General features: G+C 70.8%; 21 protein-coding genes. 4 read left to right on the forward strand and 17 right to left on the reverse strand.

From position 1 onward, the window contains the following. Positions 1-166: 166 nt before the first annotated feature. Together rpsO and eccD are read right to left on the reverse strand one after the other, a co-directional pair. The gene (gene rpsO / locus N5I75_RS00060) at positions 167-454 is read right to left on the reverse strand and encodes a 30S ribosomal protein S15 (protein WP_394429744.1); all 288 of its coding nucleotides are present in this window, start codon (positions 452-454) and stop codon (positions 167-169) included. A gap of 194 nt (positions 455-648) precedes the next feature. Continuing rightward, complete coding sequence (eccD, locus tag N5I75_RS00065; protein WP_476672939.1) at positions 649-2,166, reverse strand: type VII secretion integral membrane protein EccD; 1,518 nt, start codon at positions 2,164-2,166, stop codon at positions 649-651. Positions 2,167-2,459: 293 nt separating this feature from the next. On the opposite strand from eccD, the gene eccCa reads away from it, so the two are divergent. The 3 genes from eccCa to N5I75_RS00080 all read left to right on the forward strand — a co-directional run bounded on the left by eccCa (position 2,460) and on the right by N5I75_RS00080 (position 8,440). After that, positions 2,460-6,428, forward strand: a complete 3,969-nt coding sequence (eccCa, locus tag N5I75_RS00070) for a type VII secretion protein EccCa (RefSeq protein ID WP_476672941.1) — start codon at positions 2,460-2,462, stop codon at positions 6,426-6,428. Between the two features lie 210 nt (positions 6,429-6,638). Then, positions 6,639-6,998: a DUF397 domain-containing protein gene (locus N5I75_RS00075; RefSeq protein WP_476672943.1), complete on the forward strand. Its 360-nt coding sequence runs from the start codon at positions 6,639-6,641 to the stop codon at positions 6,996-6,998. Positions 6,999-7,225: 227 nt separating this feature from the next. Beyond that, complete coding sequence (locus N5I75_RS00080) at positions 7,226-8,440, forward strand: hypothetical protein (protein WP_476672945.1); 1,215 nt, start codon at positions 7,226-7,228, stop codon at positions 8,438-8,440. 296 nt (positions 8,441-8,736) lie between these two features. On the opposite strand, the gene N5I75_RS00085 is transcribed toward N5I75_RS00080, so the two are convergent. The 12 genes from N5I75_RS00085 to N5I75_RS00140 all read right to left on the reverse strand — a co-directional run bounded on the left by N5I75_RS00085 (position 8,737) and on the right by N5I75_RS00140 (position 21,887). Then, the gene (locus N5I75_RS00085; RefSeq protein ID WP_476672947.1) at positions 8,737-9,807 is read right to left on the reverse strand and encodes a hypothetical protein; all 1,071 of its coding nucleotides are present in this window, start codon (positions 9,805-9,807) and stop codon (positions 8,737-8,739) included. A 48-nt stretch (positions 9,808-9,855) separates the two neighbouring features. Further along, on the reverse strand, positions 9,856-11,034 hold the full coding sequence (locus tag N5I75_RS00090) for an outer membrane protein assembly factor BamB family protein (RefSeq protein ID WP_476672949.1): 1,179 nt from the start codon (positions 11,032-11,034) through the stop codon (positions 9,856-9,858). Continuing rightward, positions 10,950-11,999, reverse strand: a complete 1,050-nt coding sequence (locus tag N5I75_RS00095; protein ID WP_476672951.1) for a serine/threonine-protein kinase — start codon at positions 11,997-11,999, stop codon at positions 10,950-10,952. Before N5I75_RS00095 ends, N5I75_RS00090 begins: the two co-directional genes overlap by 85 nt. 43 nt (positions 12,000-12,042) lie before the next feature. Continuing rightward, positions 12,043-14,235, reverse strand: a complete 2,193-nt coding sequence (locus N5I75_RS00100; protein WP_476672953.1) for a protein kinase domain-containing protein — start codon at positions 14,233-14,235, stop codon at positions 12,043-12,045. 51 nt (positions 14,236-14,286) lie between these two features. Then, complete coding sequence (locus N5I75_RS00105) at positions 14,287-14,937, reverse strand: protein kinase family protein (RefSeq protein WP_476672955.1); 651 nt, start codon at positions 14,935-14,937, stop codon at positions 14,287-14,289. 350 nt (positions 14,938-15,287) lie between these two features. After that, on the reverse strand, positions 15,288-16,742 hold the full coding sequence (locus N5I75_RS00110; RefSeq protein ID WP_476672957.1) for an outer membrane protein assembly factor BamB family protein: 1,455 nt from the start codon (positions 16,740-16,742) through the stop codon (positions 15,288-15,290). Between the two features lie 100 nt (positions 16,743-16,842). Continuing rightward, a complete protein-coding gene (locus N5I75_RS00115; protein ID WP_476672959.1) occupies positions 16,843-17,142 on the reverse strand; it encodes a WXG100 family type VII secretion target in 300 nt (99 codons plus the stop codon). Positions 17,143-17,207: 65 nt separating this feature from the next. Then, positions 17,208-17,540, reverse strand: a complete 333-nt coding sequence (locus N5I75_RS00120; RefSeq protein WP_476672961.1) for a WXG100 family type VII secretion target — start codon at positions 17,538-17,540, stop codon at positions 17,208-17,210. Positions 17,541-17,664: 124 nt separating this feature from the next. Continuing rightward, entirely contained in the window at positions 17,665-18,960 is a 1,296-nt protein-coding gene (locus N5I75_RS00125; protein WP_476672963.1) for a S8 family serine peptidase, read from the reverse strand. Between the two features lie 24 nt (positions 18,961-18,984). After that, positions 18,985-20,820, reverse strand: a complete 1,836-nt coding sequence (locus N5I75_RS00130) for a WXG100 family type VII secretion target (protein WP_476672965.1) — start codon at positions 20,818-20,820, stop codon at positions 18,985-18,987. Continuing rightward, positions 20,817-21,269, reverse strand: coding sequence for a hypothetical protein (locus N5I75_RS00135; protein ID WP_476672967.1), 453 nt, complete (start codon positions 21,267-21,269; stop codon positions 20,817-20,819). The genes N5I75_RS00130 and N5I75_RS00135 overlap by 4 nt, the downstream gene beginning before the upstream one ends. Positions 21,270-21,530: 261 nt before the next feature. Beyond that, positions 21,531-21,887 carry a DUF4333 domain-containing protein gene (locus tag N5I75_RS00140; protein WP_476672969.1) on the reverse strand — a complete coding sequence of 119 codons (357 nt, stop codon included), beginning with the start codon at positions 21,885-21,887 and terminating at the stop codon, positions 21,531-21,533. Between the two features lie 250 nt (positions 21,888-22,137). Between N5I75_RS00140 and N5I75_RS00145 the strand changes: the two genes are divergently transcribed. Beyond that, complete coding sequence (locus N5I75_RS00145) at positions 22,138-22,848, forward strand: hypothetical protein (protein WP_476672971.1); 711 nt, start codon at positions 22,138-22,140, stop codon at positions 22,846-22,848. Positions 22,849-22,851: 3 nt separating this feature from the next. On the opposite strand, the gene N5I75_RS00150 is transcribed toward N5I75_RS00145, so the two are convergent. From N5I75_RS00150 to N5I75_RS00160, 3 genes are all read right to left on the reverse strand, one after another. Further along, positions 22,852-23,367: a hypothetical protein gene (locus N5I75_RS00150; RefSeq protein WP_476672972.1), complete on the reverse strand. Its 516-nt coding sequence runs from the start codon at positions 23,365-23,367 to the stop codon at positions 22,852-22,854. A 104-nt stretch (positions 23,368-23,471) separates the two neighbouring features. After that, the gene (locus tag N5I75_RS00155) at positions 23,472-24,770 is read right to left on the reverse strand and encodes a putative T7SS-secreted protein (protein ID WP_476672974.1); all 1,299 of its coding nucleotides are present in this window, start codon (positions 24,768-24,770) and stop codon (positions 23,472-23,474) included. 54 nt (positions 24,771-24,824) lie between these two features. Then, on the reverse strand, positions 24,825-25,130 hold the full coding sequence (locus N5I75_RS00160) for a hypothetical protein (protein WP_476672976.1): 306 nt from the start codon (positions 25,128-25,130) through the stop codon (positions 24,825-24,827). Positions 25,131-25,274 lie beyond the last annotated feature (144 nt).

Raw genomic sequence — 25,274 nt, forward strand, 5'->3', positions numbered from 1 at the left:
CGGGGATCCTCGTGCGTCTCCGGGGGCCACTACCGAGGACCGGCGGCGGCGATGGTGCGCTTCTCCTCTTCGTACGTCACCAGACTACAAAGCGTCGGTGACAGTGCGCACGTACGGCAAAGGGAGCGGCCCCCTAAAAGTGGGAACCGCTCCCCTTCACGCTGTCTTAGCGGGCGCCGGCCGCACCGCGGCGGATGCCGAGGCGCTCGACCAGCGTACGGAAGCGCTGGATGTCCTTCTTGGCCAGGTACTGCAGCAGGCGGCGACGCTGGCCGACCAGGATCAGCAGGCCACGACGGCTGTGGTGGTCGTGCTTGTGCGTCTTGAGGTGCTCCGTCAGGTCCGAGATGCGACGGGAGAGCATGGCGACCTGGACCTCGGGGGAGCCGGTGTCGCCCTCCTTCTGGCCGAACTCGGAGATGATCTGCTTCTTCGTAGCGGCGTCGAGCGACACGCGTACTCCTTCAGGGGTTCAAGGCCACCGAGCGCCCCTGGTCTACATCTCAGGGGTGCTTCCGTAACTCGGAGGCGGGGATCCGCTGGGCGCTGTCCCCTAAATGGAAACGGGGGCGCATACACAAGCGGCCGTCACACAGCGTACCAGCAGCTTGGAGCGCCCCCGAACGGGTGCCTGCATCCCTTGTGAACCTAGCTCGTCATCGCGCGCGCGGACGCGTAGACGTCGAAGACGGCAAGGGCGAGCGGGACCAGGGTGAGCAGGACGAACGTCTCGGCGATCTCCAGGAAGCGGCCCCAGAACGGGGTGACGCCGCGGCGCGGGGTGATCAGGCCGATCGCGGTGACCAGGGCGGCGGTGGCGCCGATGGCGGCGGCGATCCACACCGTGCGGATGTCGAGCGAGGTGGTGTCGTTCTTGATGATCGCCTCACGCACGTAGTCCATCGGGGGGTGCAGCGCGAGGCCGAGCCCGAGGAAGACGAGGGCGGCGAGGCCCGCCGCGAGGGTGGCACCGACCTGCGCGGTGTAGCGGAACAGGTGGGCGCGCATCAGCATCGCGATGCCGGTGGCCAGGGCGAGCAGCTGTCCCCAGACGTTGCTGGAGAATCCGAGGACGATCGAGGCGCCGACGGAGACGAGGGCGCAGCCGCCGACGAGCCCGACGAGCAGTTCGTGGCCGCGGCGCGCCTGGGCGGCGACGCGCTCGGCGTCGACGGCCTCGTGCGGGTCGCCGGCCTCGCTCGTGGTGTCGTAGCCCGCGCGCGCCTGGTTGGGCGCCGCGAAGCCGATGGGCAGGCGGGCGAAGCGCATGGAGAGGCCGGGCAGGAACGCCAGGGCGCTCACGGCGAGCGGCGCGCAGATGGCGGCCGTCTCGATGGGCTTCAGGTCGGTCAGGTTGGCGACGAAGGTGGTGAGCAGCCCGATCAGGGAGGCGAAGACGAACGCCACGAAGGGGCCGTCGCCGCCGGGTGAGACCAGGGTGAGGACGACGGAGGCGACCAGGACCGCCGCGCAGGCGAGGAGGAACTGGAGGCGGCCGATGCCCTGGCCGTCCGAGAGTGAGAGGAGCCCGGAGCCCGCCACCGCGATGTTGGGCAGGGCGCCGAGGCCGAGGGCGACCGCCGAGCCGCGGTCGTTGTAGACCCGCGCGCGGATGCACGCGAGGGTGACAAGGAGGACGCCCGCGACGGCGGCGAGGATGCCCTGGAGGCTGTGCATGTCGTGGCGGAGCTCGGAGCTCCAGGCCACGAAGGCGATCAGGGCGGGCAGGACGCCGCCGGCGACAAGGCCCGCCGCGCGCGTGAGGTCGCCGCTCCACAGGGTGCGGTCCTTGGTGACGGCGGAGGCGACGGCCTCGGACACGTCGTCGTAGACGGCGGGCGGCAGCGACTCGGAGAACGGGCGCAGGGTGAGCAGCTCGCCGTCGAGGATGCGCTGCGCGGTGAAGGAGCGGGCGCTGTCGAGCACCGTGCCGTCGCGGCGGACGAGGTGGTAGCCGACGGGGGCGCCCTCGGCGGGGCTCTGCTGGGAGAGCCGCAGAATCTCGGGGTACAGGTCGGCGACCGGTACGTCGTCGGGCAGCGCCACGTCGATGCGGCTGTCGGGCGCCACGATGGTGACGCGGCAGAAGCCGAGGCCCGTGCCTGCCGCGGCAGGGGCTCCGGTACCCGGTGCGCCGGCTCGGCCGGCCGGCGCGGAGGCCGTCATGGTCACCTGCTGTTCCCCCTTGCTCTGTAAAGAATTTGTGTACGTTGCGCGGCGCGGACCGCGGGGCCGGTCACGCGCGCTCTTCCGGCGGGATCCCAGGGAAGGCGCACGGTCCGGACTGCGTGGATTGCCCGGTTTCTCCGGGCGGATTCGCACCTGCTCACGCGTACCTCCGGCACCCTACCGCCCGCCCGTGTCAGTGGTTGTCAGTAGGATCGCGAACCGCGATCGACGTCCGCCTGACACGGGGCGGCGGACGGAACAACTCGGTCCGGCAAGGGAATTGGTGCAGAGTGAGCCACATCGTCGTCAAGCGCCCACCTCGGGCACTGCCGTCCGAGGTGCCCACGCAGGAGGTGGTGCTCCAGCCGCCGCCGGAGCTGCCGCGCGGGCAGCAAGAGGGCGCGCTGATGCAGATCCTGCCCATGCTCGGCATGGGCGGCTCGGTCGTCTTCTTCTTCAACCCCCAGGCCCAGCCCTTCATGAAGATCATGGGCATGGTCATGGTGGCGTCGACGATCGCGATGGGCATCGCGATGCTGGCCCGCTACCGCAAGGGCAACCAGGGGCAGATGGCGGACATGCGCCGCGACTACCTGCGCTACCTGTCGCAGACCCGGCGCGAGGCGCTCGGCACCGCCCGCAAGCAGCGCGACGCGCAGTACTACCTGCACCCCTCCCCCGAGCAGCTGTGGGCGCTCGTCGCCGAGGGCAGCCGGGTCTGGGAGCGGCGCAGCGGCGACGAGGACTTCGGGCAGGTCCGCGTCGGCCTCGGCCCGCAGGGGCTCGCCACTCCGCTGGTGCCGCCGCAGACCGCCCCGGTCGACGAGCTGGAGCCGCTGACGGCCGGCGCCATGCAGCGTTTCCTCGCCACGCACAGCACGCTCGAAGAGCTGCCGATGGCGGTCTCGCTGCGCGCCTTCTACCACGTGTCCGTGAGCGGTGAGCCGGACACCGTGCGCGGCTCGGCCCGCGCCATCGTCGCCTCGCTCGCCTCGATGCACTCCCCCGAGGATCTCGTCATCGCGGTCGCCGCCGGGCGCCAGACCGTGCCGGAGTGGGAGTGGGCGAAGTGGCTCCCCCACAACCAGGTGCCGGGCATGACCGACGGCGCGGGCAGCCGCCGCCTCATCAGCACCGACCCCGGCGAGCTGGAGGACCTGCTCGGCACGCGCCTGGAGGGCCGGCCGCGCTTCCACCCCGGCGGCGCCCCCGTGCCCGAGCAGCCGCACCTCGTGGTCGTCCTCGACGGCGTCTCGCTGCCGCCCACCTCGATCCTGGCGAGCCCCGAGGGTCTGCAGGGCGTCACCGTCCTGGAGGTCGTCCCCGGCGACCTCGCGGCCGGGCGCGGCGACCTCTCCGTCGTCGTCCACCCCAAGGTGCTCCGCCTGGAGTCCGCGCACGGCATGGTCTACGAGGGCACCCCGGACGTCCTCTCGTACGCCGCCGCCGAGGCGCTCGCGCGGCAGCTCGCGCCGCTGCGCATGGCGTCGGGCGGCGACAGCGACGACGAGCCGCTGCTCGCCAACCTCGACTTCACCGACCTCATGAACCTCGGTGACGCGGCGACCGTCGACACCAAGCGCACCTGGCGCCCGCGCTCGCAGGCCGAGCGCCTGCGCGTGCCGATCGGTGTCGGCGACGACGGCCGGCCCGTCATGCTCGACCTGAAGGAAGCCGCCCAGGAGGGCATGGGCCCGCACGGCCTGTGCGTCGGCGCCACCGGTTCCGGCAAATCGGAGCTGCTGCGCACCCTGGTGCTCGGTCTCGCGGTGACGCACTCCTCCGAGACGCTGAACTTCGTCCTCGCGGACTTCAAGGGTGGTGCCACCTTCGCGGGCATGGCCCAGATGCCGCACGTCGCGGCCGTGATCACCAACCTCGCCGACGACCTCACGCTCGTCGACCGCATGGGCGACTCGATCCGCGGTGAGCTCAACCGCCGCCAGGAGATGCTCCGCGACGCGGGCAACTACGCGAACATCCACGACTACGAGAAGGCGCGCGCGGCGGGCGCGCCCCTGCAGCCGATCCCGTCCCTCGTCCTGGTCATCGACGAGTTCAGCGAGCTGCTGACCGCGAAGCCCGACTTCATCGAGATGTTCGTGCAGATCGGCCGCATCGGCCGCTCCCTCGGTGTGCACCTGCTGCTCGCCTCGCAGCGCCTTGAGGAGGGCCGTCTGCGCGGCCTGGAGACGTACCTGTCGTACCGGATCGGTCTGCGCACCTTCTCCGCCGCCGAGTCCCGCGCTGCCCTCGGTGTCCCGGACGCCTACGAGCTGCCGAACGTGCCGGGTTCCGGCTTCCTGAAGTTCGGCACCGACGAAATGGTCCGCTTCAAGGCGGCGTACGTGTCCGGCGTGTACCGCACCGGTTCGGCGCGGGTCACGACGCCGGGCGGGCCCCTTCCGGTGGACCGGCGCCCCGCGCTGTTCACCGCGGCCGAGGTCCCCGTGCAGTACATCCCGGTGCCGCAGCAGCGCGAGGAGGAGGCGCCGCGCGACGACAAGGACGACGCGCTCGCCGACACCGTCCTCGACGTCATCGTGCGGCGCCTTGAGGCGCAGGGCCCGGCGGCGCATCAGGTGTGGCTGCCGCCGCTCGACAGCCCGCCGTCGCTCGACTCGCTGCTGCCCGGCCTCGCGCCCGTGCAGGGCCGCGGGCTCACCCAGCCCGGTTACGAGGGCGCCGGACGCCTGGTCGTCCCCGTCGGCCTCGTCGACAAGCCGTACGAGCAGCGGCGCGACCCGCTGTGGATCGACTTCGGCGGCGCCGCCGGTCACATGCAGATCCTCGGTGGCCCCCAGTCCGGCAAGTCGACGCTGCTCCGCTCGATCATCGCGTCCTTCGCGCTGACGCACACGCCGCAGGAAGTCCAGTTCTACGGGCTCGACTTCGGTGGCGGCGGCATGGCGGCCGTGCAGGGCCTGCCGCACGTGGGCGGCGTGGCCTCGCGCCTCGACCCCGAGAAGGTGCGCCGTACGGCGGCCGAGGTCTACGGCGTCCTGACCCGGCGCGAGGAGTACTTCCGCACCGCGGGCATCGCCTCCATCGCCGACTTCCGCAACCGCCGCGCGCGGGGCGACATCTCGGTGACGGACCAGCCCTGGGGCGACGTCTTCCTGGTCATCGACGGATGGGGCAACTTCCGCTCGGACTACGAGGCCCTTGAGCCGCTCGTCCTGGACATCGCCGCGCGCGGTCTCGGCTACGGCATCCACGTGATCCTCACGGCGTCGCGGTCCATGGAGGTCCGGGCGAACATGAAGGACCACCTCATGAACCGCCTGGAGCTGCGGCTCGGCGACACGATGGACTCCGAGTTCGACCGCAAGATCGCGGCGAACGTGCCGACCGGTGTGCCCGGTCGCGGTCAGACCCCGCAGAAGCAGCACTTCATGGCGGCTGTCCCGCGCATCGACGGCCTGTCCTCCGACACGGACCTGGCCGAGGCCACGGCCGCGCTCTCCGCCGAGGTCACCCGGCACTGGACGCAGCCCGGCGCCCCGGAGGTCCGCCTCCTCCCGCGCGAGTTCGCGGCGCGCCAGCTCCCGCCGGGCGACCGCTTCCCGGAGCGCGGCATCGCGTTCGCGCTGGACGAGGACAACCTGGAGCCGGTCTTCGTCGACTTCGACCAGGACCCGTTCTTCCTGATCTTCGGCGAGAGCGAGTCCGGCAAGTCGAACCTGCTCAAGCTGATCATCCGTCAGCTCACCCAGCGCTACAGCGGCGACACCTGCAAGCTGTTCGTCGTCGACAACCGGCGCTCGCTGCTCGATGTCACCCCGGCCTCGCACCTGGCCGAGTACATCCCGATGTCGAACCAGATGGGGCACCACATGGACGCCCTGGCCGACCTCATGCAGCGCCGCACGCCGACGGCTGACGTCACGGCCCAGCAGTTGCGCGACCGCAGCTGGTGGCGCGGCCCCACGGTCTACGTCGTCATCGACGACTACGACCTGGTGTCGACGTCGAGCGGCAACCCGCTCTCCGGCCTCACCGAACTGCTGCCCTTCGCGCGCGATGTCGGCGTCCGCTTCATCATCGCCCGCTCGACGGCCGGTTCGGGGCGTGCCGGGTACGAGGCGTTCATGCAGCGCATCAAGGAACTCGGCGCGCAGGGCGTCGTCCTCGCCGGTGACCCGAACGAGGGCGACCTGCTCGGCGGCGTGCGCCCGCGCGCGATGCCGCCGGGGCGTGGCACGTTCGTGTCGCGCAAGCGGGGCAAGCCATTGGTTCAGGTGGGTCTGGAGCAGTAGGCCCGCCCGTCCGGGCACGCCGGCTCTCCGGCCCAGGCTCTCTGGCCGGATCCGCGAAGGGGGTTGCACTCTGTAGGACGAGTGCGGCCCCCTTCGTCCCGCGTACGGGGGTGATCTGCCGGGACTCCCGGGACCGCGGGGACTGCGGCAAGTAGGGTGACCGCACAGGTACTTCGCACTACTCCGCACGTCCGGAAGGGGCCGCTCACCATGGCGGATGCACAGGAGCACACCGCTCAGGAGTCTCGGCAGCCCGAGACCCCCGAGGAGATCGCGGCCCGCAAGGAGCGCGAGAAGAACGAGCTGTACGCGCTCGACATCTCGGGCGTGGAGTGGCACAGCGCCCCCGGCACGGAGGACCAGGAGGAGCGCGTCGAGATCGCGTACCTGCCGGAGGGCGCGGTCGCGATGCGGTCGTCGCTGGAGCCGGAGACGGTGCTGCGGTACACCGAGGCGGAGTGGACGGCGTTCGTCCTGGGCGCCAGGGACGGCGAGTTCGACCTGGAGCCGACGGTGGCGAACGGCGGGGTGCCGGAGGAGGAGGCCGTACCGGAGCAGCGGGCTCAGTAGTCCGGCGACCCGACGCACACACGCGCATACGCACACACGCACGCACGCCCGCAGCCATGGCCATGGATTCGAACGACTCGTCCACGAACCGACCGCACACTGTGTCGCCCGCGTCCTCCGTGTCGCCCGCATCCTCCGTGTCGACACCGTCCTCCGTGTCGCCCGCATCCTCCGTGTCGACACCGTCCTCCGTGTCGCGACCGTCCTCCGTGTCCCCCAGGGGCTCCATGGGCTCTCTGGACTCCATGTGGCGCCGCGGTGGTGGCTGGCTGCGCCGCCATCGCCTGGTGGCGGGCGCGGCGGCCACGGTGCTTCTGGCGGCGGCGGTCGTCGTGCCGGTGACGCTCGCGGACTCGGCGGACGCGACGCCTTGCTGGCACGTCCCGGCCGCCACCCGGGCGCTCGCCGACGACCCCGCGGCCGCGACCCGGTTCCTCGATCCGCTGGACGACACGAGCCGCATGAACCGCGCGCGGCGGCTTCTAAAGCATGAGGCGTACTGCGGTGACGGTGCCCGGGATGTCGGCCGGGTGATCGTCGCGGCCGTGTCGTCGGACTCCGGGAAGCCGCACAGTGCGGCGCAGGCCCGTAGCTCCTATGCGGTGCTGTCCGTGCTCTCCAGGCGGAGCGGGATCCCCGCGGGGCTCGAGCCGGCGGTGGCGCGCGTGATGGCCGAGTACGTCGTCGATGTGGCCCGCGCGCCGTCGCTGGGCGGCGATCACGAGGCGACGGGGCCGGTCGAGCCCGGCGCGACTGCCGCCGCTCTGGACGATGCGGGCAGCGCGATGTTCGGCCCGTTCCTCGACCCGCGCGAGGCGCACGCGTCGTTCGGTTTCGTGGACCAGTCGGCGGGGGCGCGGCCCGTGATCTTCGACGCGCTGACGTCCCGGCTGTCCCTGGACCCGGAGGCGTTCGCGACGCTCTACGACGCCGAACGCGCGTACTTCGCGTACTACGTGGAGCGCCTGACGGACCGCGGCGGCGACCCGGCGGCGCGGCTGACCGCCGAGCGGAAGGCGGAGGCCGAGAAGTCCGGCTCGAACTGGCGGCGCCACGACCTCACGCGGCCCGACACGGATCTCGGCGCCATCGCCGAACGCATCGGGACGTTGATGGGGCTGCGGACGGCCTATGCGACGGACGGCGACATCGAGGATCTCGCCGCGTTCGACCGCGTCGTGCGCGAGCACACGCGGGGCGCGTACCTGCCGTCCGCGCGGCGCGTGACGGCGCGCCCGCCGATGAACACGATCGCGGCGCGGCGCACGGCGGGCGACGTGCGCGGGGATCTCTTCGAAGGGCGCGAGCAGTTGTACGCGGCGCTCGACGGGTGGGTGCGTGCGCGGGGCGTGAACACGAAGCGGGCCGCGCAGCTGCGGGAGCTGGTGGATGAGCGGTATGTGGAGGGGTTGTGGTCGGCGTCTGTGCGGTGGGGGCGGTAAGGCTGTGGGGGCGGTAGGGGGTGTGGGGCACCCGGGGCGACAGGCGCGGTGGGGCGCCGGGTGCGGCAGGCGCGGTGAGGCACTTGGGGCGACAGACGCGGTGCGGCTTCCGGGGCGACAGGCGCAGTAGGACACCAGGCACGCCAGGCACAGTCAGGCACCGGGGGCGGCAAGCACAGTAAGACACCAGGCACGCCAGGCGCAGTGAGCCACCAGGTGCGGCAAGCACAGTACGACGCCAGGCGCGACAAGCGCGGTGCGGAGCCCCCGCGCACCCCTCGAACCGCTCACAACGCTCAGAACGTGAAGTCCGGCTCGCCCGTGCAGTGCCCTTCCCGGCGCATCTGATCCGCCACGAAAGCGCGGAGCAAGCGCTCGCGCACCCTGTCGCTGAGGCTGTGCTCGTGGCTCTGCCTGTCCGCGACGCGCACGGCGGTGAGGGAGAAGTTGGCGCGGGCGCCGTCGCACTCGGCGACCGCGGTCATCGGGTCGCGCACCGCGGAGGACGGGTCGCTGCTGAGGAACCGGGTGCCCCAGTCGCCGTACCAGGCGTGCAGGGTGACCGCCTGGGTCTCCGGGTCCGGGCCCGCGAGCGCGCAGGTCGCCAGCAGGGTCTCGGGCCGGCCGGTGCTGGTCACCGTCCACTCTTCCGCGTGGGGCAGACCGGCGTTCGCCGCCCAGCCGCAGCCGGTCCGCGCGGCGTCGGGCACGGGGACGCCGTGGGCGGGCGCCTTGTCGTCGTCGCGGGCGGCCGGGTCGGCGAGTGCGGCGCGGGCGGCGGCGCCGGTCACCTTCAGCGGCGCGGCGTCGCAGCCCACTTCGCGCGCGGCCGCGTCGGTGAAGGAGGCGGCCGCGCGGTAGGCCGCTCCCGGTACGCCGTGCAGGGCGTCGTCGGCCACGGCGACCCTGGTCAGCAACGCGTCCGGCTTGCCCTCGCCGCGGCACGGGACCCGCAGCACGATGTTCTGCAGCCGGTCCACGAACCCGGGCAGCCCGGCGGGCAGCGCCTGCTGGTACTCGGTCCCGAAGTGCGGGAGGGAGACGCGCATCTCGCGGTCCTGGTCGTCGGGGCGCGTGTACGCCTCCATGCGGAGCAGGGGCCAGTCGCGGACGTCGTGTTCGCGTGCCTTCACGGTGAGGGTGCAGGTGTAGCTGCCCAGGCCGGGGAACCGCTGTGCTTTCGACTCCTTCAGGTGCACGTCATCAGGGGTGAGTTGCTCGACCGCCGACTCGTGGACGGCCCCGTCGCAGACGTCGCGGGCGACGAGGTGGTCGCGGACGGTGGGTTCGGCGAGATAGGTGGCCGTGCCGAGGAGGGCGGCGGCCAGGGCGGTCCAGAGGAGGGTGTGCTTGGTGCGTCGCTTCACTTGTGGGAGCCCCCGTGCGTCGGTGTGTCGTCAGTAAGTCCTACGAGGTCAGAAGACTGTCAGGGCGCTCACAGTGCTGTCGCTCATGACGAAGACGCGGTTGCCGTCGGCGGCCACCAGCTGCTTGGAGGACCGTGGGATGTCGTACTTCCACATGCGCTCGCCGTCGGTGGCCCGCACCGTCTTCAGGTCGACGACCCGGTACTCCCCCTCCTCCACGGTCGTCTCCATCGACCAGACGCCGTGGCCCTGTGCGAGCACGCGCTGGAAGGTGTCGACCGTCTCTTCACCCCACCAGATCTCGCTGCCGTCACGCGCTTTCAACCGACGTGTACGCCCGCCCTTGTTCGCGTAGACGGCGTCGCCTCGAACGGTCGGCGGCCCCCAATGCCTGCCGTCCAGTTCGGGCTCCTTGATCGGGACGCTCCAGACGGCCTCGCCGTCCGTGAGTCTGCGGGCGTCCAGCGTCCTGCCGTTGACGTACACCGTGTCTCCGTCGACGGCGAAGGCCACGGTGACGTCGGCGGTCTCGGTCCGGGTCCACGCGGGGCGCCCGGTACGGGTGTCGAGGGCGAGCACTCTGCCGTCCTCCGTGGCCGACAGAAAACGCCGCCCGGCAGCGACAGCAGTCAGCATGACGCCCTGGTCGCGGAACTGGGCGGGCACCCGGACCGTCCACCGCACCTTCGCGTCGGCCCGTCCGACGCTGCGCACCCGGCCGTTCTTGGTGACGAAGTACACGGCCTCGTCGTCGGCGGCGAGCAGCGTCTCCACCTCGGCGGTGGGGCACGTCCACTTGGCCACGCCGGTCGAGGCCACGTACGTACGCAGGACCCCCTTCTCGTCCGCTGCGGCCACGAGCCGGTCCGACAGGGACAGGTACCCCGCTTCCGGCCGGGCGCCGGGGGCGCTCCAGCGGCGTCGGCCGTTCCTGACGTCGTACGCCGCGATGCCGCCGCTCGCCGCACCGACGACGAGCACGTCACGCACCGGGAGCAGCGCGGGCGAGTAGACGTTCGTCTCGTCGGCCAGACTCCAGATGGTGCCCGGCCGGCCGTTCGTGACGGTGGTCCTGCCGATGTGCGTCTCGAGAGCTTGCTGCGGTGTACGCGCCGCCGGCGGAATGTCGAAGGGATCGTTCTTCACGACCGGCCGGGGCGCTTCGCCGCCCTTCGCGCGCCCGGCGAACCACCAGGCACCGGCGCCGCCCCCGGCCGCGACCACCACCCCGCCCGCGGCGAGCCCCGTGAGCAGCCTGCGGCGCCCGACGGACGGACCGCTCCTCGTCGTCCGGACGCCGCCCGCCCCTGGGTGCTCAGCTGGTGCGCCGTACGCTCCCGATCCTTGATGGCGTCGGCGAAGGCGCCCCGCCGCCACGCCTGTTCCGCCCCCTTGGGCGGCGCCATCGCCTGGGCGATCTGCGCGGGCGTGGGCCGCTGCGCCGGATCCTTGGCGAGGCACGGGACGATGAGTTCGGCCAGCTGCGGCGCGATACCGCCGAGTCGCGGCTGATCGTGCACGACGGCGTACTGCACGGCCGCGACGTGCGTGCCGTCGAAGGCCCGCTGCCCCGTCGCCGCGTGGACGAGCACGGCGCCGAGCGAGAAGACGTCGGCGGCCGGGGCGACGCGCTGTCCGAGCACCTGCTCGGGGGCACCGTACCCCGGGGTCACGGGCACCTGCCCGGTGGTGGTGAGCGTGAGCCCGTGCTCGGGCCGGGCGATGCCGAAGTCGATGACGCGCGGCCCGTCCGACGTCAGCACGATGTTCGGCGGCTTGAGGTCACGGTGGACGAAGCCCGCGGCGTGGATGTCGACGAGCGTACGGGCGAGCGACGCGGCCAGCGCACGCACGGCGGGCTCGGGAAGCGGCCCGAACGTGTCGACAGCCTGGTCGAGCGTGAGCCCGGCGAGGAACTCGGTGGCGATCCAGGGACGCCCGCCCTCCGTCCAGGCCCCGAGCACGGCGGCGACACCCGGACTGCGTACGGCCTGCGCAGCCTGCGCCTCGCGCACGAAACGCTGGGCGAGGTTCGTGTCGTGCGCCAGTTCGGGCCGCAGCACCTTCACGGCGGCGAGGGCCCCGGCCGCGTCCTGACCCACGTAGACCTTGCCCATGCCGCCCTCGCCGAGCACGCCGGACAGGCGGTACGGGCCGAGGCGGAGGGGGTCGCCGGTGCCGAGGGGCTTCATGGGCGGACCTTTCTGAGGGGAGCAGGGTGCACGGGTCCGTCACTCAGCTCAGCGGGTAGGCGCTGATACCGGCGTCCCCCATGCCGAGGACGAAGCGGTCCGGGGTGTCCACGTAGAAGCGGGTGGCGCTCGTCTTGTACGTCCGCGCGATCCGGTGCGTCCGCAGGTCGATCGCGTGCAACTGGACGCCGTTGCGGTAGTGGCCGTACTGCTTGCCGATGACGGGGCGCCAGGCGAGGGAGACCCTGCTGAGCTCGGTCGACCGCTCGGTCCATGTCACCCTGCCGTCACCGGCGGACACGGCCGTGAGACCGGCGTCCTGCCCGACCGCGTACACGACACCCGAGACGACCGTGGGCGGGCTGTACGCGCGTCCCGCCCTGGTCGCCCACATCTGCTTCCCGTCGGTGAGACGCAGGGCCCGTAGCCTTTGGCCACCCAGGTAGACACATCGGTCGTCGACGGCGAGTTCGCTCCGGAGCGCGACGAAGTCGTCGACGCGCCCGTACGGCTTGTCCCAGAGGACGTCGCCGGTCCGCGTGGAACGTACGACGACGCGCACGGTCTCCGGCTCGGTCTCCTGCAAGGCCACCAGGCGGTCACCGGCAACCTCGGCGGCGAGGAAATGCAGCCGGTGACTCTTGTCGGGGCGTGACGGCAGCGGCTTCGTCCACAGTTGCTCGCCGGAGTCCGTGTCGACAGCGCGAAGGGTGAACTTCTGCGTGGCGAGGAAGCCCTCCGACGACTCCTTCCCGGCGCCGACGGCCACGTAGGCGACCGTGCCGGACACGCGGAGGAGCTGATTGCCGTCGAGGGCGCCGTTGGTGCCGGTCAGGACGCCCGCGGTCGGATGCACGTAGTCCTGCGCCTCGTCCCACCACGCCACAGCGGCCGGGGGCGTACGCGCCTTGGTGTCGAAGGCGCGCCCGAGCCGGTACTCCGTACCGTTCACCACCTGCGCCTGCCAAGGACAGCAGTCCGACACGATGTCTTCCTTGCGTGAACCGCTGTCCGGGTTGTACCTCCTCGTCACCGCACGGTAGGGCACGTGGATGTCGCCCTCGACCGCGAAGGGGGCGGCCGGGCCCCAGTCGTCCACGACGTTCGAGTCCGCGTCGTTCACCCACACCGGATCGAGGTTGCGCGTCTGCGCCGGACCGTCCGTGGCCTTCCCACCGCCGCCGTCCGCGCGCGCCGAACTCCACCACCACGCCCCGCCCCCGGCCATCGCGGCGGCGACCGCCGCTCCTCCGCTCAGGAACGCGCGGCGAGAGGTCCTGCCCCGCGTGGTGCCGGGGTTCGCGGGCACCGCCGTCTCTCCGGAGCCCTGCGGTGACGGCATCCGCTGGGGCCGCAACTGCCACACGTCCGCCGCCCGCCGTCCGAGCTCGGCCAGCAGCTCGGCCGGCAGGTGATCGACGAACTCCCCCCGCCCGTCATGCAGTTGGGCGGCAAGCTGATCCGTGGTGGGCCGCTGCGCCGGATCCTTGTGCAGGCAGCGCGCGAGTACGGGGACGAGCGCGGCGGGCACGCCCGTGAGGTCCGGCTCGCTGTACCGCACCCGGTACAGCAGATCGGCGGCCTGCCCGCGCCCGAACGGCCCGCTGCCCCGCGCCGCGTACACCAGCACACCCGCGAGCGCGAAGACGTCCCCGGCCGGGCCGTGTTCGAACCCCGTGGCCTGCTCCGGCGACATGAAGGCGGGCGTGCCGACGGCGGAACCGGTACGGGTGAGGCGGTCGTCGCCGATGGCGCGGGCGATGCCGAAGTCGATGATCTTGGGGCCGTGGCCGGTGACGAGCAGGTTGGACGGCTTCAGATCTCGGTGCACGACCTCGCTGCGGTGCAGCTGGCCGAGGGCCGTGCAGAGGGCGGCGCCCAGCGCGCGCACGGCCTGTTCGGGCAGCGGCCCGACCGCCTCCACGGCTTCGTCGAGGGCGGGCCCGAGCACGTACTCCGTGGCGAACCAGGGCCTCGGCACCGCCAGCGGATCGGCGTCGAAGACCTTCGCGCCGAACTGCCCGCCGATGACCCGGGCCGCATCGACCTCGAGCCGGAACCGGGCCCGCGCCGCCGGGTCCTCGGCGATGCCGGGATGCATGGTCTTCAGCGCGACGGTGCGGCCGCCCGCGCTCCGGGCGACGTACACGGTGCCCATGCCGCCGCTGCCGAGCCGCGCGATCAGGCGGTACGGGCCGAGGGTGGCGGGGTCGTCGTGGGCGAGGGGTCTGGGCATCGGGGCGTCGCGTCCGTCGTGTCGGTCAGTGAGGTGGGGTGGTGGCGTGGGTCATCGGCCCTGGTGGAGCGGCCCGGCCACCGCTACGGCCGTCTCCGCGGCGAGCACGGACGCGGCCTGGTGCGCGAGTGCGGCGACGATACGGGGCGGAAGCCAGCCGGGGCCGAGGAGACCGGCGGCCCGTTCGGTGCCGCCGAAGCCCTGGGGCGACGCGGCCGGGCCGCCACCTGGAGCCAACTGCCGTGCCATGTCGGCGAGTTGCGGCCGACGCGCCGGATCCCGCGCGAGACACCCCGCGACGACGGACCGCAACCACGCCGGCAACTCGTCCCGCTCGGGCGCCGTGCTGCCGGTGGCGGCGTAGGCGAGGGTGGCACCCAGCGCGTACACGTCGCCGAGGGGCCTCGGCATTCCGCCGGAGGCCTGCTCGGGGGCGAGCGCGCCCGCGTCGATCCCTGTGAGTGCGGGCGCGGCGGCGCGTACGGCGCCGAAGCAGCCGAGGCGGGGTCCGTCGTGGGCGACGAGCACGGCGGCGGGTGAGACCCCGGCGTGGACGAGGTTCTGCCCGTGGGTCACGGAGAGCGTCTCGGCGAGGGCGACGCCGAGGGCCCGCACGGTCGTCTCCGGCAGCGGCCCGCCGTGCACGTCGAGAACTGTCGGCAACGGCAGCACGGGCAGATACGGGCTGGCGTGCCAAGCCACCGCTTCCCCGGCCCGGCACACTCGGCGGCGGGCAGCGCCCACCTCCCCACCAGATACCGCGACGCATCGGCCTCGGCCATGAAACGGGACGGGTCAATGCCCGGGGCGGGATGCTGAGCAGAACGGTGTGGTCGCCGTCGGAAGTGCGGGCGATGTACCGGGCGGCACCGGTACGGGCCCCGGACCGGTCGAGCGCCGTCAGGACGACGTACGGACCCACCGTCCGCACCCGGCGCCCAGCCATGGCACCGGTGTCGACCCTCTGCACGTACAACATCTCCTTTGGAATCGGCGCGGGCGGCGTGAGCCCACTGAAGCCGCTGCAGCGGCCAGGCATCAGCTGTCGCGGCTCAGTCCGCCCTGCCGACGCCCACGGCCATCCACTGCGCGTCGGGCAAGCGTTCCTTGCCGCTGCCCGTCACCCCGGAATTACCGAAGAAGACCCTGCCGTCCTCGATCACGACGGTCGCTCCGCCCGACGCGGAACCGCTGGCGGAGCCCTGCGGGATGGTGAAACTGTAGTAGGGGCGCTCTTTCCCGGTAGCGGGGTCCAGTTCGACGAGGCTCATCGGAGCCACCAGATCCGTTCCCTCCTTGACGGCGAGGATCCGGTCGCCGCTCATCCGGATCGGATGCAACTGCTGGTTGGGGCCTGCCTCGAACTTGACACCGGTCTTCCCGGTGGCGAGGTCGAAGCCGACCAGCCAGTTCGTGTTGTTCCCGAGCGTTTCGCTCGTGGCCCCGCTCAGCACGTACACCTCGGAATCCGTGACGATGGCGCCGGCGCAGCCGTCTCCCCGTTCGGGATCACACTTCACCTGGTAGTGGTCCCCCTCCATGCGGATCGTCGCCCGGTGCTTCCCGTGGTCGTCGAGCGAGAGCAGGTCCGTGATCTCGTCCTCTCCCGCCTCCACCGCCACGACCGCCGGCTCGCTGGACACGATGTAGGCGTGGACATAGCGAGCGGCACGGTACGTCCACACCACTCGGCCGGATCGCGGCTCCAGCTTCTGGACCTGATACCGGACGTCCCTGTAGTCCGTCCCGGAGGAACAGCCGACGCTGACGGTCAGGGCTTTTCCACCTTGGACCTGGTCGTCGTGGCACGGCTTCGTCCGGCCCCGCTCCCAGAGGGTCCGTCCGGACCGCATGTCCACGCCGACCGTGCCCTCCCACCACGTCGCGACAACCACACCTCGCACCATCGTGATCCGGGTGGGCTCGCCGAAGGACGCCTTCCAGGGGATTTCGCTGTCCCACAGTTGCTCACCGGTGTCGAGCTCGAACATCACCAGGTGGTCGCAGGCGTCGGGGTCCTTGTTCGTCCCGCCTTTGTACGCGACAGCGGTACGGCCGTCGACGGTCACATACGGCGCGGTCGCACAGATCGGCCCCGGCAGATGCTTTGCCCAGGCGTCCTCCTCCGCTGTGCCGATCTTCACCGCGACAAGGGAGGAGCCATTCCCCTTCACCAACGTTTTGTCGGTCACCCAGGTACCAGGAGTGGACTGCAACTTCCCCGGGGCGACACCACGGGCCATCATCGTGGCCTCAAGATGCCCTACACCGCCCTTGGGGCGTGCCTCCACGCTTTCCCGGATGTCATCCGCCGCAGGAGCCGGAGAGGACTTCTTGTCCAACTGCACCGACGGGTCCGACCCCTTGGGCCAGAGAAGCCAGCCGCCGACGAGCAGGGCCGCGACGGCCACGAAACACGCGACGAGTACGTAAGAACGGTGCCGGCTCCGGCCCCGCGCTTGCTGCCGCGACTGCGTGAACTCAGAGGGCGGCGGCCCGAACGTCATGGCAGGCTGTACCTTTCTCGACCGTCGGCCGACTCACCGACGCAAAAGAAGGTGGGCGCCTCCCGCGCGCGCCCACCTGAATTCTTTTACAGCGGTTCTGCTACTGGAAGTAGCTGGCCGCCTTCTTGTCGCCGTCCATGTACTGGCCGCCGGACGCGCCGACCACGTGGCCGATGCTCTGCAGCGCCGCGTGGATGTCGGCGGCTTCCTTGTCCCACTTCGCCAGCTTCTCGCCGAAGGTGCCCCGCGCCTCACCGGCCCAGTACTCCTGGCTCTTGACCACCAGCTGCTTCAATTCCTGCAGGTCGGACTCGAGGGTCTTCGCCTCGTTGCCGATCTGGGTCGCCGCGCTGTCGAGCCCGTCGTACGTTACGAGCAGGCCGTCGCCGTTACTGACCATTGCGTTTACCTCCGCTGAATTCCGTGTGTGGTCCGACTACTGGTGCGTTCTGCCGCGCTGGTGTCTCAGTAGCCGCTCAGCGAAGAGGCACCGTCCGTGGCCGAGATCTTGGCCACCGAGGAACGCACGTCGTCTTCCGTGCTGTCCTTGATGTTGCGCGTCTTGTTCATCGAGTCGATGACATCGGCCAGGATCTTGCCGATGTTCTGCAGAGAGGTGTTGATCTCCATCTGCTTCTTGTCGAACTCGGCGCGACCGATGCCCTGCCACTTGCCCTCGAGGCCGTCGATGACGCCCTGCAGCTTGTGGACACGCTGGCGGATGCCGTCGTACTTCTCCGACATCTGCTTCTCGAGCTTGATTACTTGCTGGTCTTCGAGCTTCTGCTGCCCGGCCATGGCGCTCCTGCCTTTCCTTCGGTGTGCCCCTGGTTCCTACTGTTTTGGCTCATCCCCCGCTAGGGGGCGAACCGCTCCCCCGTGGCCCGCTCAAAAGGCGCAGGAATCCCCACGGTTGAAAGTCTCACTGGCTACGACGCGCCCGCATCACAGCGAATCCCCCGCCCCCGATCACGATGACCGCGGCGACGGCGCCGAGCACAATCCACAACGTATTGCTGTCACTTGCCGACGATTTCGCCTCTGATCCTGCCGCTTCGGCGGGAACTTCTGAAGCGTTCTGTGTGGGCTGTGACGAGTCTGATGCAGAAGCGGAAGGCGGCGTGTCCGACGTGGAACTGCCGGAATCGCTCGCCGTCGCCGTCTTCTTGTTGGTGATGGGGTCGACGTCTGCGGCGCCCGGTGCGCCCTTGCCGTCGAGGAGGTTCTGACCCGCCCGGACCACGCCGTAACCCAGGTAGTTGCTGGGGGTGTTCTTCGGCCAGTCACGGGCGGCCGTGTCGATCATCACGCGCAGGACCTGGTTGGCGGTCCAGTCGGGGTGGGCCGACCAGAGCAGGGCCGCGGTCGCGGACGCGTAGGCCGAGGCGTAACTGGTGCCCTGGCCCTTGGCGCAGTACGACTTGAACGAGGCGTCGCACCAGAAGGGCAGATCCAGGCCGGGCGCCGCGAGGTCGACGTACTCCCCGTGTTCGGAGAAGTCACCGACCTTCCCCGACTCGTCCAGCGCGGCGACACCGACGACATTCGGGTACGCGGCCGGGTACCCGACGAAGTTCTTCTTTTTGGCGTTGTTGCCGACGCTCGCGAAGAGCAGCTTGCCCTTGGAGTAGGCGTACTCGATCGCGGCCTTCAGGTCGGGCTCGGCGTAGTCACTGCCGAAAGACATGTTGATGATCTTGGCGTCACTGTCGGCCGCCGCGCGGACGGCCTCGGCGTCCTCGGGAGACCGCTTCTTCTCGGCCTCGTCAAGCCCCTCGAGGACGATCCGGTAGGGCAGGATCTTGGCACCGGGCGCGATGCCCTGGAGCCCGCCGCCCGCGCCCGTACCGGCGATCATCTCGGCGATGGTGGTGCCGTGCCCGTCGTAGTCCTTCGTCGCGTGGTAGCCGACGTCACCTGTCACCTCGTCGGCGAGGACCTGCCCCTTCAGGGAGGGCGTCCGGGCGTTGACACCGGTGTCGATGACAGCGACCTTGACGCCCTTGCCGTCCGCCACCTTCCACAGGTCCTCGGCGGCCATGGCGTCGAGATACCACTGCTTCTCGTGACCGGCGCCGGCGGCCGTCGCGAGCGGCGCCAAGCCGGTGGACAGGCCGATCACGGCGCCGAGCGCCGCACCGACGACGGCGAGGCGCTTGGCCGCGCGTCCCGTGGCACGTACTGTCGTCGTTCCCCGACGGCCGGTCCCTGGCTTCATGCTGATGTACGTCCTCGCTCGGGCTCAGTTGATGACCGGCGGCACGTCGCGCCGCGGGTTGTCGGGAAGGTGCGTCTCGGGGTCCTCGACCAGGTAGTCCGGCCGCTGCGAGATCTCCGTCTCCTCGTCCTCGGGACGCTGCTGCTTTCCACCCGGACCACGGACCAGCCCCGCGCCGCCGCTGAACGCGGCGCGCCCGGTACGGCCTCCGGCGTTCCTGCCGGCCGGCTTGCCCGTGACGGCTTCGGACGCGCCCTGAACGCGGCGGCCGCCGTTGGCCGACTTCGCGGCTGCGGTCTCGGAGGCGGGCGCACCCAGCACGCCGCGCTGGCCGATGCGTCCGGCACCGGAGCGGGAGTTTCCCGGCCCTTCGCTGCCGACCACTGTGCCGCGCGGAACCCTTGCACCGTTCTTGCCGGTGGCGCCGGGGCCGTTGGTCGGACGGCCGCCCACGACGCCATTGCGATCCGCGCCTGCGCTGCCGAGGCCGCCACGTCCTCCTGCGGGGTTGTTCGCGCGGGGAGTGCCGCCGGAGATGCCGCGCCCCGTCGTGGTGGGGCGACCGTTCGTCGTGCCGCCCGGCTGCCCGCTCGTGCCGCCGCGCCCCATGGGGTTGGCGGTGGTGCCACGGTTCGGGGACGGCGTACCGGTGGTGGTCGGCCGGCCCTGCGACGTGAGGGGCGACCTGTTGCCCGTGTTCGACGGACGCTGCTGCGGCGCGAGGGGCGACTTGCCACCGGCGTTCCCATAACCCGGCGTCGCGCGGGACGGCACCGGACTGGAGTAGGTCGGCCCGAACGGGACCGTCGGGTTCGGCGTCACGTTCGTGGGCGCTGTCGCCGAAGGCGGCGTACCGACGGGCGTCTGGGTCGTCGGGGGCGGCAAGGTACCCACACTGTCGATCTCCGTCCCCACGTCGTGCGAGGAGTCAGGGATCGGCACCGTATGGGCGGGCGACGTGATGGAGCCATGGACGTCGTTGGTGTCGGACGCGATCGGATGCCCCACCGAGTGCTCCGCGACAGCCGCATGCCGCGGCGAGGCGATCTCGGTCGGGTGCGCCGACGGTCCGGTACTACCCGTCTCCGCGCTGCCGCCGTTCTCCTTGCGCCCCGTCGGCTTCGGCACACCGACGTTCGGCATCATCTCGAACGACGGTTCCTGGGTCCGCAACTTCGACAGCCCCTCCGCCGACACCGAGTAGAACGAAGCCAGTCGGTTGAGCTGATTGATGGCTTCCTGGCGGTGGCCCTCGACCTTGACGGCCTCGGCGTACTCCGGGTTGTCCTCGGTCTTCTTCGCCTCGGGGAAGTCCCTGGGCCGGATGGCCTTGTGTCCGGGGCGGGAGTCCCGCGGCGGCAGCGAGCTCTTCACCGAGGACAGACCGCTGGCGGCGGAGGCGACCTGGACGCCCGCCAGCTCGACGTAGGTGGCCAGCTTCTCCGTCGTGCCCGCGAGCTTCGTGCCCCACGTCTCGAAGGAGGTGCCGGCCTGGCCCTTCCAGTCGTCGCTGGCCGTCTTGATGTTCTTGCGCAGTTCCTCGGCCGCGTCGTTGATGGCCTTACTGGCTCGCCACAGGGCGTGCCCGGCCTCTTCGAGGTGACTCGGCTTGGTGTTGTCGACGAGGTTGATCAGGACGTTGAGGTCTTCCTCGTCGAACTTCGAACTCTGCTTGCCGTACTGGTACGCGCGCCCCGTGCCGACCCCGAAGGCGTCGTGGATGACGCTGGTGATGGTCTGGACGACATTCGTGGTCGCGACCTGCCCGTCGGTCATGTCCTCCGGCGTGGGCATGTCCTCGTACGCGGGCAGGTCGTCCTGGGCGTCGGCCCCCGGCTGCTTCTGCTTGTCGTCGCTCATCGGTAGAGGCCCTTGCCCTTGCCCTCGACGGACTCCTTGTCGGTGCGCTGCTCGGGCTTGGACTGGTCCCTGCGCTCCTCGGCGGCCTTGTGCTCGCGGTCGATCCTGGTCTGGATCTCCCAGAAGCGGCGGCGCTGATCCTCTTCGAGGTTGGCGAAGCCGATCTCCGCGCCGTGCGCGGCGATGCCCATCGCCTCGATCTGCATGGCCAGCATCCTCGAGAGTTCGGTGACCCGGCCGTGGATCGTCTCGTACTCCTTGTGCAGCCCGACGGCCTCGTGGAACTCCGCGGAGCTCGTCACCGCGTCCTGGGTGAAGGTCTGGTTGCCGACCTTGGCCGAGCTGCCCTCGGACCCTTCGAAGTCCTTGAGGATCTTGTCCACGCGCTGTTTGAAGGTCGTCAGGACGTCCGCGCCGACCTTCAGGTCTGCCGCCGCGGCAGTCGACACGCCCCCGCCCATGTCCGCCGGAATCACGACGCACCCTCCCCGTTTCCCCGTAGAGCCACCCGGCCGAGACCACCGGATTGCCCGTCATACGATCGCAAAGCAAGTCCCGTCCTACAACGCACTTACCACTGTAGTCACCCGGTACATCTACTCCAACCGAGCCTTGCATTAACTCCGTCACGGGACTGCATCAGGCGTCGCGAATTGCCCGTTTTCGTCCCGGCTCGGAGCAACAACCGCGCGGGCGGGCCCAGTTGGCCGTCAGCTCTGTGCGGGGGTGGGCGTCTCGTCCACCTGGATGTCGAAGTTGATCTTATCGCCGTCGGCCGAGGTCACCTTGACGGCCACACCGATCGTGCTGCCGTCGGAGGCCGTCAGGGTGCAACGGGTGGTGGCGCCGACCTTGCCGGCGGGGTTCTCGGGGCAGGTGATGTCGGGCTTGGGCCGGCCCGTCTGGGCGGCCAGCTTCTCGGCGACCGTGTCCGCCAGCTTCTCCTTCGACAGCTCCGGGTCCGACTTGCCCACGCTGACGGAGGCCGAGCAGCCGGTGAGGAGCGCGCCCGCGGCCAGGGCCGAGAGGGCGTACAGGGGGGCGGCGGAGAGGCGGAGTCTGAGCACGGCGGGTTCCGTTCCGGGCAGGAGTGGGGTGACGCCGCAAGCGGTCCGCGGCCGGGTCAGCATATGGGGCGGCCGGGGGCGATATCGGCCGTGCAGTTCTTGGCGAATCGGTCATTCCGACTCAGTCCATGGAGCCATCGCAACCTTCCCCCACAAGCACAAACGATCTTCACGATTTCGCCTTCGCACACCGCACAGCGGGAAAGCCTCGGTTCCCAGCAGCGCGAGGCGTCCGCAATAATCTCGACCCATGGTTGAGATCCTCGTGCCGGTCCTTTTGTTCGTGTTCGTCGCGGGCATGTTCACCCTGGTCATCAGGGCGTTCGTGCGCAGCGGCCAGGAGGACAAGCGGATCCGCCGGGGCTGGGAAGAACTCGCCACGGTCGCCGCGGAGCGCGGATGGACGCACGAGCGGCGGGCGCCCGGCCGGGCCACCGAGTTCTGCGGTGTGGGCCCCATGCCGGGGAGCGGCGACAACCTGACCGCGTGGCACTACATCACCGGCGAGTTTCGCGGCCGCGCCTTCAAGTGCTTCGAGTACCGGTACTCCAACCCGTTGTCCGGCAGCAGCCAGGTCGGGGAGAGCAAAAAGCTCACGTTCGAGTCCGTCTTTCTCGTCTCCGCGCCCGGATCGGGGCCGTTCCTCCAGGTCGGGAAGGTCGGCACGTTCGACACGGTGATGGGGCGCGGGCCCCGCACGCTGCTCGGGGTGCCGGAGTTCGACGACACGTTCCGCGTCGACACCGAGGACGAGGCGTTCGCCCGCACCCTCCTCAGCGACGACATGCGCGGGTTCCTCCTCGCGGACGAGCGGGCCCGCAAGAACCCGCTGCGCGTGCGCCACGACGAACTCTTCACCTGGTACACCGGCACGCTGTCGCCGCAGGCGCTCGAGGACCGGCTGAACTACCTGTGCGACGTGCTCGACCGGGTCCCCGCGCAGGCCTGGGCCGCCGCCTGACCGCTACGTCCTTGGCTCGTCCGCCGGGCGCACCGTGCGCAGAAACGCCTTGAAGTCCCCGATCACCTCGCGGATCTGGTTCTGGTTCGCGGTGAGGACGAGTTCGAGCACGGCGCGCTGCGCCGGGTTGCGCACGTCCTCCAGGCCGAGGAACACCTGGCTCTGGCACAGTTCGACCGGCTCGCCGCGCAGCGTGGTGGAGAGCACGACGTCCTGTGCGATGCCCGGGGAGTCCGTGAGACCGGGCAGGTCGGGCGTGCCGATCTCGGTCTTCTTCAGGACGCGTACGGGGCCGCCCTGCTGAAGGCGGGGCACCGCCTCGTCGGCGATCTGCGACATGGTGGCGCCGTCGTTGCGCATCGTCCCGGAGAGGGTGATGTTCGCGGTGAAGCCGCTGTCGATCGAGGCGGGGTGGAGCGCGACGAACGCGACGTTCGGCGCCCCGACCTCGTCCGGCGGGGCCGCCGTCCAGCCGTCCGGCAGCGCAAAAGTGATCTTGACCGGCAGTGTGGCCGTCATGGTGGATCCCATCGTTCAAGGTGTACTTCGGCTCGGGCCCGCTTGCACGTCCGCTCGCACGTCCGCTTGCACGCCCGCTCGCACGTCCGCTCGCACGGCGCGCCCTAGAACCAGCTGCCGACCGTGCTGTCCCACGCGTCGCCCACGGCGTCCGCGCCGTCGCCGAGCGCGTCGCCCAGCTTGCCCGGGTCGACCGTGACATTGAAGCCGACCTTGCCGCCGACACCCAGGCCGACACCGACATCGCCGCCGATGGTGAACTTGCCGTCCTTCATGCCCAGGTCCGCGTGGGCCTCGGCGCCCACGCCGGCCCACGCCTCACCGTTCACACCGGCGCCGATGCCGGCGACGTCGGCGGAGGCGGAACCCGTCGCCTTGGCGCCCGCGAACGCCTCCGCGCCCGCGTGCACGCCGTCCTTGCCCGCCGAGAGCTTGACGCCCGCGTCGGCGCCAACGAAGGCCTTCCCCTCGGCCGCGGCCCCCATGACGCCGTACTCGACGCTGCCGCTCGCGGACGCCTGCGCGAGGTACGCGGAGCCCGAGACGCCGGCCTGGAGCTGGCCGTTGGTGACGCTCGCGCCGACCGAGCCGTCCACGCCGAGCGTCTGGACGCCCGCCTCGTACTTGTACTTGGCGTCGCCCCATTTGCCGTCACCGTCGATACCGGCCGACCAGACGCTGGCCTTGCCGGACCACTCGGCGAGCTTGATGCTCCACTCGGCCTTCTTGCCGGGGGTCGCCTCGTCGTCGGCGCCGGGCTCGGTGGCGGTCTTGTCGCGCAGGTACCAACTGCCGTCCTCGCCCTTGCCCCACTCCTTCTCGCGGTGGCGCGGGTTGTCGGCGGTGCCGAACCATGACTTCTTCTCCCGGGCCCATGCCTCGGGCGCGATGGCGCTCTTGCCTACGCCGTGGTCCTCGGCCCACTTCTTGGCGTCGACGCCGCTGCGGATGCCCGCCAGCCAGCCGGGGGCGTCCTTGGCGTCGCCCGCGAGGTCGTGCAGCTTCTTGGTGAGCTTGTCGGCCTCTTCCTTGAGCTGCTTGCGCGCGCTGCTGAGGAGCTGTTCGGCGCCGTCGTGGTCGCCGGCCTTCCACTTGGATATCGCGATGCCGGCCTGACCTTGCGCCCAGGTCAGCGTGGTGGAGTACGCGTGCGCGGCCTTGGCGGCACCGGACATCGCGTCGCTCGCGTAGTACCAGTTGCTCTTCTCCTTGGCCAGAGTGGGCCAGAAGGCATCGCTGGCTTGGCCGACCCAGTCCTTGATGCGCACGTCGCGCAGACCGTCACCGATCTTCTCGAACGTGTCCGACCATGTGGTGAGGTCGGTCTCGATCTCGCCGATCTTGCCGGCTTCCCCCGGGATGAGGTCCTTCGGGTCGTCGGTGGACCCGAGTGTGGCTGCCATTGGTGCGGAATCCCCGTTCCTGTTCCTGTGCTGGCGCCTGGGCGCCGACGCCGTCTAGGCCAGAGCCGTCTTCACGGTCTTGACCGCGTCACGGATCGCCTCGTCGGTGTCCTCGAAGTCGCCATTGGCCTTGTCGAGGCCGCCCGCAAGGCCCGCCGCGCAGTCGGCCAGGAATTCGGCGCCCGACTCCCATGTGGCGCAGAAGGTCACGAGGGCCGCGGCCGCGTCGTCGTCACCGATCTTGGAGGCCGCGTCGGCCGAGTCGCCCAAGTCCACCTTCTTGACCGGTTTCAGGACTTCGATGACGTCCTTCGCACCCTGCTTCAGGACTCCAGGACCCACGCCGAGATCACCGGCCACGGTGACTCCCCCTCTTCCACTGCACACTCTTTCAACTGCACGTACACATACGTGCGATCACGCTCGGTGCACGCACGCTACCATCGGGATCCGGCCACGCATCACACACTTACGGGCCCTTCACGACTCCGCCCCGACAGCCCC

This window comes from Streptomyces sp. R818, from assembly GCF_056172735.1.